The organism is uncultured Aggregatibacter sp. (genome assembly GCF_938046485.1).
In the GTDB taxonomy this organism is placed as follows: Bacteria; Pseudomonadota; Gammaproteobacteria; order Enterobacterales; family Pasteurellaceae; genus Aggregatibacter.
Genome location: NZ_CALIWN010000026.1, coordinates 1 through 9,704 on the forward strand (window position 1 = coordinate 1; position 9,704 = coordinate 9,704).

9 protein-coding genes and 1 pseudogene are annotated in these 9,704 nt (G+C 42.9%); 3 read left to right on the top strand and 7 right to left on the bottom strand.

Annotated features, from left to right (window positions below; translation table 11 throughout):
- Positions 1–291 precede the first annotated feature (291 nt).
- The 5 genes from Q0203_RS03260 to greA all read right to left on the bottom strand — a co-directional run bounded on the left by Q0203_RS03260 (position 292) and on the right by greA (position 4,501).
- Positions 292–804 (bottom strand): NlpC/P60 family protein, encoded by a 513-nt coding sequence (locus Q0203_RS03260; RefSeq protein ID WP_295976038.1) that lies wholly within the window; start codon positions 802–804, stop codon positions 292–294.
- A 174-nt stretch (positions 805–978) separates the two neighbouring features.
- Positions 979–1,833 carry a 3-deoxy-8-phosphooctulonate synthase gene (gene kdsA, locus Q0203_RS03265; protein ID WP_297929506.1) on the bottom strand — a complete coding sequence of 285 codons (855 nt, stop codon included), beginning with the start codon at positions 1,831–1,833 and terminating at the stop codon, positions 979–981.
- A 9-nt stretch (positions 1,834–1,842) separates the two neighbouring features.
- A complete protein-coding gene (prmC, locus tag Q0203_RS03270) occupies positions 1,843–2,742 on the bottom strand; it encodes a peptide chain release factor N(5)-glutamine methyltransferase (RefSeq protein WP_297929508.1) in 900 nt (299 codons plus the stop codon).
- Between the two features lie 43 nt (positions 2,743–2,785).
- Positions 2,786–3,868, bottom strand: coding sequence for a peptide chain release factor 1 (prfA, locus tag Q0203_RS03275; protein ID WP_109103717.1), 1,083 nt, complete (start codon positions 3,866–3,868; stop codon positions 2,786–2,788).
- 156 nt (positions 3,869–4,024) lie between these two features.
- On the bottom strand, positions 4,025–4,501 hold the full coding sequence (gene greA, locus Q0203_RS03280) for a transcription elongation factor GreA (RefSeq protein ID WP_297929511.1): 477 nt from the start codon (positions 4,499–4,501) through the stop codon (positions 4,025–4,027).
- 152 nt (positions 4,502–4,653) lie between these two features.
- Here greA and dacB point away from each other — a divergent pair, with 152 nt between their 5' ends.
- From dacB to guaA, 3 genes are all read left to right on the top strand, one after another.
- Entirely contained in the window at positions 4,654–6,096 is a 1,443-nt protein-coding gene (dacB, locus tag Q0203_RS03285) for a serine-type D-Ala-D-Ala carboxypeptidase (RefSeq protein ID WP_297929512.1), read from the top strand.
- A gap of 94 nt (positions 6,097–6,190) precedes the next feature.
- Positions 6,191–7,060 carry a DMT family transporter gene (locus Q0203_RS03290; protein WP_297929514.1) on the top strand — a complete coding sequence of 290 codons (870 nt, stop codon included), beginning with the start codon at positions 6,191–6,193 and terminating at the stop codon, positions 7,058–7,060.
- Positions 7,061–7,225: 165 nt separating this feature from the next.
- Positions 7,226–8,785 carry a glutamine-hydrolyzing GMP synthase gene (gene guaA / locus Q0203_RS03295; RefSeq protein ID WP_297929515.1) on the top strand — a complete coding sequence of 520 codons (1,560 nt, stop codon included), beginning with the start codon at positions 7,226–7,228 and terminating at the stop codon, positions 8,783–8,785.
- A gap of 122 nt (positions 8,786–8,907) precedes the next feature.
- On the opposite strand, the pseudogene Q0203_RS03300 reads toward guaA, so the two are convergent.
- A pseudogene (locus tag Q0203_RS03300) lies at positions 8,908–9,012 on the bottom strand (NADPH quinone reductase MdaB); the annotation flags it as partial.
- Positions 9,013–9,023: 11 nt separating this feature from the next.
- Positions 9,024–9,461 carry a hypothetical protein gene (locus Q0203_RS03305; RefSeq protein WP_297929516.1) on the bottom strand — a complete coding sequence of 146 codons (438 nt, stop codon included), beginning with the start codon at positions 9,459–9,461 and terminating at the stop codon, positions 9,024–9,026.
- Positions 9,462–9,704: the final 243 nt, after the last annotated feature.

Genomic DNA, 9,704 nt, shown 5'->3' on the forward strand with positions numbered 1-9,704 from the left:
GTGCAACTTGTTGCACGAAATCGTGAATGCCCGAAAGGGTTAAATAACGTTCCCTGTGTGGTTTGGTCGTGCATCAAGATGCACGCTACGCACTGACTTAATTTAAGTGTTGCTTCAAACGTCATGGTGGATATTTATGGTCGCACAGTGGAAATTATCCCATTCCGTCCAAAGACACAGATCCTATTAGCAAAAGTGCGGTGAAAAATGAATATATTTCCTACCGCACTTTGTTGCTATATATAAAAACAGCCGCTTATTATTAAAGCGGCTGTTTACGTTATCTCCAAATTAAAGAACGCGACGAGATTGCGTGTATGTTTTTGCCCAGTAGCTATCATCTAGGGACTCAATGATCACACCACGGCTTGTGCTAGAATGCATAAATCGATTATTACCAATATACACACCTACATGATTATTTTTACGGAAGAAGACTAAATCGCCTACTTTTAATTCATGCTTCTGAATTTGCTTGCCAACATGGCGTTGTTCCGCAGTGGAACGTGGTAATGCTAAACCGTAGGCTTTGAGAAAGGTTGTTTGCATAAAACCGGAGCAGTCGATCCCGCCTTTAGTCAACCCGCCTAAACGATAACGCGTACCTGCCCATTCTTGGTAGATTTTCGCAAGTCGTTTATCAGTAATCTCCGAATATTGACGTGGTTTGTTGGTTTTTAGCGTGGTGCTAATGAGTTGATTTAATTGTTCTTCATCTTGTGCCGAGGCTGTTGAATTTTCAGATGTTGTAGAACAGGCCGTTAATACAAATAGCGGAAGAAGAATAAAAAATTTCTTAAACATAGGTAATCGTCGTTATTTTAAAAGTTATTTATACATAAAAATTCTCAGCGATCCTAGCGTAAAATGAAGAAAAAATCCAGAAAAAGCTCAATTTAATTTCATAAAATTCATGTTTTATCGCCTATATAGTGCATAAAAGGAATTTTATGCACTATATATTGAATATTGAAAAGACTAGTTAGAGGTGTCTAATTCAGGGAAGGATTTCACCAAATCATCCACAGCTTTCATTTGTGAAACAAAGGCTTCCAATTTATCTAACGGTAATGCTGACGGGCCATCACATTTGGCTTTGCTCGGTTCCGGGTGAGCTTCTAGGAATAGGCCTGCCAAGCCAACCGCTAAACCGGCACGGGCAAGTTCGGTAACTTGCGCGCGACGCCCACCGGAGGCAGCGCCAAACGGATCGCGACATTGCAATGAATGGGTCACATCAAAAATCACCGGACAACCTTGAGAGACATTTTTCATCACGCTGAAACCCAGCATATCAACAATTAAATTGTCATAGCCGAAATTCGTGCCACGATCACACAAAATCACTTTATCGTTGCCGCATTCAGCGATTTTTTCCACAATATTACCCATTTGTCCCGGACTTAAAAATTGCGGTTTTTTCACATTAATGATTGCACCGGTACGCGCCATCGCCTCGACAAGATCTGTTTGTCGAGCGAGAAATGCCGGTAATTGAATAATATCCGCCACCTCGGCAACCGGTTGGCATTGATAAATTTCGTGTACATCCGTAATGATTTTTACGCCGAATGTTTGCTTTAACTCAGTAAAAATCTTTAATCCCTGCTCCATGCCCGGGCCGCGATAAGAATGAATGGAAGAACGGTTTGCCTTATCAAAAGAGGCTTTGAACACATAAGGCACGCCCAATTTTTGCGTCACTTCCACATATTTTTCACACACTTGCATTGCCATATCGCGGCTTTCGAGCACATTCATGCCGCCAAATAAGACAAAGGGTTTATCGTTGGCAATTTGAATATCGCCTAATTGAATGAGTTTATTTTGCATACGTTTTCCTTATTTATTTTCAGTTTGCGCCCAACAACCTAATGTTACGCGCTCATTATTTCCGTAATCCCGTAAAGTTTCAATCGATGTCCAAAAATTCTCTTGGAAAATCGACCGCACTTTTTCCCCTTGTTGCCAACCGTGTTCCACCAACAGATAACCGCCAGTCCGCATAAATTTCGATGCGTTGGCGATAATATGACGTAAGTCCGCATAGCCTTCTTCTTCCGCCACTAACGCTGACAAGGGCTCAAAGCGTACATCGCCTTGGGTTAAATGTTCATCCTTTGCATCAATATAAGGCGGATTACTCACAATCAAATCAAATGTGCCAGTCACCTTGTCAAACCAATGGCTTTGTAAAAAACTGACGTCTAACTGATTTTTTTCCGCATTAGATGTCGCCAAAGCCACCACATTCGGCATGACATCCACTCCGATAATTTCCGGTTGAATGTGTTTTTTTTGCGCAATGGGTTTCAGTTCAGAGGCTAACGCCAAGGCAATCGCCCCCGTGCCGGTACCCAGATCTAAAATACGAAAACATTGGGAATCTTGACCGCACTTTTGTAGCTTTTCAATGGCAATCGCTAGCGCTTTTTCCACCAAAATTTCAGTATCCGGACGCGGAATCAGCGTGCCTGCCGACACATTTAACGGCAACGACCAAAACTCTTTTTCACCGAGAAGATAAGCGATGGGTTCACCTTGCAAACGGCGGGATAAAAGTGCGGTCAGTTTTTCTTGTGTTTTTTCATCCAGCTGCGTCTCACCAAAAGCCAAAATAAATGCACGCGATTTTTTTGTTACAAATTGCAATAACACTTGTGCATCGGTTTTACCATTTTCAGCAGGATTTGCTTGGTTTAACGCTTGCGCGGCGTGTTGCAGCCATTGTTGATAATTCATTTTCGTCAAATAAAATGAACGAGCCGTTAAGCTCGTTCTCTCGTTAATTCTGTTCGGACAATGCCGCCAACTGATCCGCTTGATATTCGGTGATAATCGGCTGAATCAAGTCATCAATTTTACCATTCATCACTTCATCTAAACGATAAATCGTCAGGTTAATGCGGTGATCAGTCACACGCCCTTGTGGGTAGTTGTAGGTACGAATCTTATCAGAACGGTCACCGGAACCCAAAAGGTTACGGCGGGTATCCGCTTGCTCTTGCGCCAATTTTTCCTGTTCTTGTTGTACTAAACGGGAAGCCAGCACAGACAAGGCTTTGGCTTTATTTTTATGTTGTGAACGCTCATCCTGACATTCCACTACCATGCCGGTTGGAATATGGGTAATACGCACGGCGGAATCGGTTTTATTGATGTGCTGACCACCCGCACCGGAGGCACGATAGGTATCAATACGCAAATCTGACGGGTTAATTTCCGGCATTTCAGATTCCGGTAATTCCGGCATCACCGCAACAGTACACGCAGAGGTATGAATACGCCCTTGTGACTCAGTTTTCGGTACACGTTGTACACGGTGACCGCCTGATTCAAATTTTAATTGACCATAGGCACCATCGCCACTCACAAGCGCAATAATTTCTTTAAATCCGCCCTGCTCGCTTTCGTTTTCACTCAGCACTTCAATGCGCCAGCGTTTGGTTTCCGCATAACGGCTGTACATACGGAAAAGATCGCCGGCGAAAATGCCTGCTTCATCACCACCGGTACCGGCGCGAATTTCAAGGTAGCAGTTATATTCGTCGTTCGGATCTTTCGGTAATAAGAGAATTTGTAAATGCTGCTCAACTTGTTCCAGTTCGGCTTTGGACTCTTCAATCTCCATTTGTGCCATTTCTTTCATTTCCGGATCGTCAAGCAGGAGCTGCGCTTCTTCTAAATTGGCATTGAGCTGATTCCAACGGCTAAAACTTTTCACTACGTCTTCAAGTTGCGAATATTCTTTGGAATAGGCTCTGAATTTATCTTGATCACTAATGACAGAAGCATCGCCTAACAACGCTTCAAGCTCTTCATAACGTTCTTTTAAGCTATCTAATTTATTGATAATAGAGGGTTTCATTCTTTAACCTTCGAAGGAAAATGGAAAGGGAAATAAAAAAATCGGGGCATTCTAGCACAGAATCGGCTGGTTGTTGAACTTTACAAATAAAGAAAGGCGCTGTTAATGAACATGAGCGCCTTCCAAAAGGGATTTTAAGCCTCTGTTTAGGCGAATTTACACATACTCTACGTCAATAATTTCAAATTCAACCACACCACCCGGTGTTGTGATATTCACCACATCATCCACTTCTTTGCCGACCAATCCCCGTGCAATCGGTGAATTCACCGAAATCAAACCGTTTTTAATATCCGCTTCATCGTCGCCCACGATACGGTAAGTCACTTCATCTTCCGTATCGGTATTAACTAACACCACCGTCGCACCAAAAATCACTTTGCCATTATTCGGCATTTTTGTGACATCAATAATTTGGCAGTTCGCAAGCTTGCCTTCAATTTCCTGAATTCGCCCCTCGCAGAATCCTTGTTGCTCACGGGCGGCATGATATTCCGCATTTTCTTTTAAATCGCCGTGTTCGCGCGCTTCTGCTATGGCTTTGATGATTTCCGGGCGGCGTTCGTTCTTTAAATATTCCAGCTCTTTGCGTAAAAGTTCTGCACCTCGAACCGTCATGGGAATTTGTTGCATATAAGAATTTCCTTAATTTGGATAAAGAAAAACTGTGGGATCCTCATGATCCCCCAGTATAAATTAATCATGTTGCGAGAAAACTTTACTCTCGTCTATTCGAGTACTATTATTGTTCGTCTTATTAAAAATAGCAACAACAAGTCCGAATTATGTCCATGTTTTCACCACGCCGATACTTTTCAAAAACTGTTTTATTTCTTACCCTAACCGCCTCCGTACACAGCTTTGCTGATGTCGATTTAACGCCACATCTCGGCAACTTGCCTGATGGCGCCAATCTCGCATTTATCGCTAAAAACTTACACCAAGATAAAATTGTCGCCGATTATCACGGGCAAACCTTCATGTTGCCGGCCAGCACACAAAAAGTCTTCACCGCATTAGCGGCAAAACTCGCTCTTGGCGATTCGTTTCAATTTCAGACCGCACTTTTAACCAACGGAGACATTCAAAACGGACAATTAAACGGCGATTTAATCGTCCGTTTCACCGGCGATCCCGATTTAACCAGTGGACAACTTTTTAATTTATTATCAGAACTGAAAAAGCAAAATATCAGTAAAATCACCGGCAATCTCATTTTAGACACCTCCGTATTCACCAGCCATGATCGCGGCTTAGGTTGGATTTGGAACGATTTAACCATGTGTTTTAATGCCCCGCCGGCGGCCGTAAACATTGATAATAACTGCTTTTATGTAGATATTGACGCCAACCAACCGCCCGGTGAGCTGGTGAAATTTAACGTGCCGTCACAATATCCGATACAAGTGTTCGGACAGGTTTATGTGGCAGATAAAGACGAAGCGCCTTATTGCCAATTAGATGCCTTAGTGCATGACAATAACCGCTATCAAGTAAAAGGCTGTTTAGCACGCCAAGCGAAACCCTTCGGGTTAAGTTTTGCCGTGCAAGATCCTAATGCCTTTGCGGCAGCGATCATTGAACGTCAGCTCAAACGCCTTAACATTGAATTTAACGGACAAGTACAACAACCCTATCGCCAACAACAAGGGCAAGTATTAGCACAACATTTCTCTAAGCCGTTGCCCGATCTCATCAAAAAAATGATGAAAAAATCCGACAACCAAATCGCCGATGCCTTGTTCCGCACGATTGCCTATCAGCAATACAAACGGCCGGCGTCTTTCCAGCTAGGCACATTAGCCATGAAACACGTCTTGGCACAAGTAGGGATTAAATTCGGCAACAGCATTATCGCCGATGGCTCAGGCTTATCCCGTCACAATCTCATCGCACCGCAAACCATGTTGCAGGTGTTGGATTACATCGCGAAAAATGAAGAAACGTTGCATCTATTAGACAGCTTCCCTGTCGCCGGTGTGGACGGCACATTAAGTGGACGTGGCTCTTTAATCAATCCGCCATTAGTCAAAAACGTCATGGCCAAAACCGGCGCACTAAAAGGTGTTTATAATCTGGCAGGTTATCTCACCAACGCGCGCGGCGAAAAAATCGCCTTCGTTCAATTTATCAACGGCTACTCCACCGGCGATCTTGAAAGCAAAACCAAACGTGCGCCATTGGTACAATTTGAAAGCGGCGTATATAACGCCTTATATCAAGATTGATTTTGCCGAATCGAAGCAAGAAAAACACCGCAAAAAACGACCGCACTTTTGTTATAATTACACGCCATACTTTCTTTAATCAGTTATAACATCCATGCAATCAAATCGTTTTGCGGCCAGTATGTTGGTTATCGGCTGTGTCTTATTTGGGCTCGGTAGCCTTATTGTTAAATTTGTTCCTGTTGGCGCCTACGCCATCGCCTTTTGGCGGTTGCTAATTGCATCAGGAATTTTTGGGCTTTTAATGAAGCTTTATCGTAAGCCCTTGCCAAAACAACCTAAGGCTTTATTTTGGGCAATCGCTTCAGGCATATTTCTCGCATTTGATTTAGCCTTTTGGCATGAAAGCATTTACGCTGTCGGACCGGGTATTTCCACTCTATTAAACAGCTTACAAATTTTCTTTTTAGCATTTATTGGTTGGCTGTTTTTTCAAGAACAGCAAAGTAAATTACAGCTTGCAAGCCTGCTTATCGCAACGGTCGGTGTAGTGCTTATTGCCAGTCCCGAACTGCAACATAACATCGAAGCGGGTTATGGTATTTTTATCGGATTACTTTCCGGCGCCTGCCTCGCCGCCTCCATGGCATCGATTCGCCAAGTACACCGCATTGAACCAATTTCCATTTTTCCACTCATGTGGCTTATCAGTATTAGCGGTGCCTCCGCATTAATTCTACCGGCACTGATATTCAACGGCGACTCCCTTTATCCAACAACACTCACGGACATCGGTTTAATTCTGACTTACGGTGTTGTTATGCAATGCATCGCCTGGGGTATGATTGCCTACACAATCCCTTTGCTCAGCCTAGGCTTAACCGGATTATTGTTACTTTCCGAACCTGTCGCTGCACTCGTTATCGACGCATTTTTATTACACAAACCCATCAACGTATGGCAATGGTTCGGGGCCTTTATCACCTTAGTCGCCATTTATTTAGGGTCACTGAAAAATAAATGAAAAAAACACCGCACTTTATGCCACAAAACGCTGCAATCGTTTACGTTAGAGGGGGGAAATGGTAGAATGCGCCACCAGTTTGGGCGCGCGATACAATTTATTGTCATGACAGTGCGACCGAAATTCAATCTATCCCAGCATACATAGAAATTGTTAGAGAAAACCATGACCAACATCCACAATCATAAAATCCTCATCCTCGACTTTGGTTCCCAATATACCCAACTTATCGCCCGTCGTGTACGTGAAATCGGTGTATATTGTGAGCTTTGGGCGTGGGATGTGACTGAACAACAAATCCGTGATTTCAATCCAACGGGGATTATCCTTTCCGGTGGCCCGGAAAGTACCACGGAAGAAAACAGCCCGCGTGCGCCAGAATATGTTTTTAACGCCGGTGTGCCGGTGTTAGGTATTTGCTACGGCATGCAAGCCATGGCAATGCAACTTGGCGGTTTAACCGAGACCTCTGATCACCGCGAGTTCGGCTATGCTTCCGTTTTAATGGAAAATACCACCGCACTTTTCGCTGATCTCAATGACGGCGATAACAAATTGGATGTGTGGATGAGCCATGGCGATAAAGTAACGCGTTTACCTGAAAACTTCCAAGTTACTGGTACGACTCCAACCTGCCCAATTGCGGCAATGTCTGACGAAAACCGTCGTTTCTACGGTGTGCAATTCCATCCGGAAGTTACCCACACTAAAAAAGGCTTGGAATTATTAACCAATTTCGTGGTGAACATTTGCGGTTGCGAAACCAAATGGACCGCCGAAAACATCATTGAAGACGCCGTTGCCCGCATTAAAGAGCAAGTAGGCGATGACGAAGTGATTTTAGGCTTATCCGGTGGCGTGGACTCTTCTGTAGTCGCGTTGTTATTACATCGCGCCATCGGCAAAAACTTACATTGCGTGTTTGTCGATAACGGTTTATTGCGTTTAAACGAAGGCGATCAAGTCATGGAAATGTTCGGCAATAAATTCGGCTTAAACATCACGCGTGTCGATGCAGAAAGTCGTTTCTTAAGCGAACTTGCCGGCGTATCTGATCCTGAAGCGAAACGTAAAATTATCGGCAAAGTGTTTGTAGACGTATTCGATGATGAATCGAAAAAACTAACAAAAGTAAAATGGTTGGCACAGGGCACCATTTACCCTGACGTAATCGAGTCTGCTGCGAGCAAAACAGGCAAAGCACATGTGATTAAATCCCACCACAACGTAGGCGGCTTGCCGGATTATATGAAACTCGGCTTAGTCGAACCGTTGCGTGAATTGTTCAAAGATGAAGTGCGTAAAATCGGTCTAGCTTTAGGTTTACCGGCTGAAATGATCAATCGCCACCCATTCCCGGGCCCGGGTTTAGGCGTGCGTGTACTCGGCGAAGTGAAAAAAGAATACTGCGATTTATTACGCCGTGCCGATGCCATCTTTATCGAAGAATTACGCAACAGCGGTTGGTATGAAAAAACCAGCCAAGCCTTCAGCGTGTTCCTGCCGGTGAAATCTGTCGGCGTGATGGGCGACGGACGTAAATATGACTGGGTGATTTCCTTGCGTGCCGTAGAAACAATCGATTTTATGACCGCACATTGGGCACATTTGCCTTATGATTTATTAGGCAAAGTGTCTAACCGCATTATCAATGAAGTGAACGGTATTTCCCGCGTTGTGTATGACATCAGCGGAAAACCCCCAGCAACGATAGAGTGGGAATAAAAAACCTACATTTTCAAATTTAAACGGCTTGTAACCCTGAGAAATCAGGGTTACTTTTCTATTGAGAGAGATTCTCTCATCGAACGAAAGACAGACAACAATGATCTGTCTACAAGTACTTATTAACCGAACACATTTTCCAAGTGAGTTTGGTAGTCTGCCAAATATTTTTCTACCTGTGGATTTTTAATTACATCAGTACATAAAAATGTCGGCAAGCGACTCATTAATTACATAACTACCATCCGGTTCTAATTGGATAACTCATGTCTCCACAAGTATCAAATTCTATTAATTCACTCCACTCCTCAGGAGGAATACCTTCTTCTTTATAAAAGAAAAAATAGGTCATGTGAACATAGCCATAAGACTTACCTTGTTTTCTAATAGATAAATCTTGTACAAACCCATCATAAGCAGAGTCTTGTACCGAACAGCAATTAGGGTTTATTTTTTTGAATTCCTCGACTGTCTTATAGGGTATTATATGTAGCCTTCTTCCTTCTGGTGTAGATGCAACTTTAGGAAATCCGATCAATAAAAATTCAATAGCTCTATCAATTAATTCTTGCTCTGAATATAACTGAGAAATATTCGCGTCTTTCTTTTCGCAATATCCTAACACATTAACAAAGCCCTTAAATTCCATATAAAGAAAAGGCAATAACAACAACATAAAATAATATCGTTTTTTTACTTTTCTCATTTTATGGATTATTTTGATTATCATTTAAATATTTTACTCTTGCTACGTATCATTCTTACAAATTGAAGGCTCTCTTTGATGTATAAAATTTCACGGCATTCCTACCACAGAAACACTGTTAACCTAGAAGTTATAAACAAGCACAAAAAACAATCAATACAAAGAAACCAAAACCGTGATCCAAATCACAACGTAGCGTGCAACTTGTTGCAC

Coding starts and splice junctions, on each gene's coding strand:
- Q0203_RS03260 (WP_295976038.1), bottom strand. CDS start 804: ATGTTTAAGAAATTTTTTATTCTTCTTCCGCTATTTGTATTAACGGCC.
- kdsA (WP_297929506.1), bottom strand. CDS start 1,833: ATGCAAAATAAACTCATTCAATTAGGCGATATTCAAATTGCCAACGAT.
- prmC (WP_297929508.1), bottom strand. CDS start 2,742: ATGAATTATCAACAATGGCTGCAACACGCCGCGCAAGCGTTAAACCAA.
- prfA (WP_109103717.1), bottom strand. CDS start 3,868: ATGAAACCCTCTATTATCAATAAATTAGATAGCTTAAAAGAACGTTAT.
- greA (WP_297929511.1), bottom strand. CDS start 4,501: ATGCAACAAATTCCCATGACGGTTCGAGGTGCAGAACTTTTACGCAAA.
- dacB (WP_297929512.1), top strand. CDS start 4,654: ATGTCCATGTTTTCACCACGCCGATACTTTTCAAAAACTGTTTTATTT.
- Q0203_RS03290 (WP_297929514.1), top strand. CDS start 6,191: ATGCAATCAAATCGTTTTGCGGCCAGTATGTTGGTTATCGGCTGTGTC.
- guaA (WP_297929515.1), top strand. CDS start 7,226: ATGACCAACATCCACAATCATAAAATCCTCATCCTCGACTTTGGTTCC.
- Q0203_RS03305 (WP_297929516.1), bottom strand. CDS start 9,461: ATGTTGTTGTTATTGCCTTTTCTTTATATGGAATTTAAGGGCTTTGTT.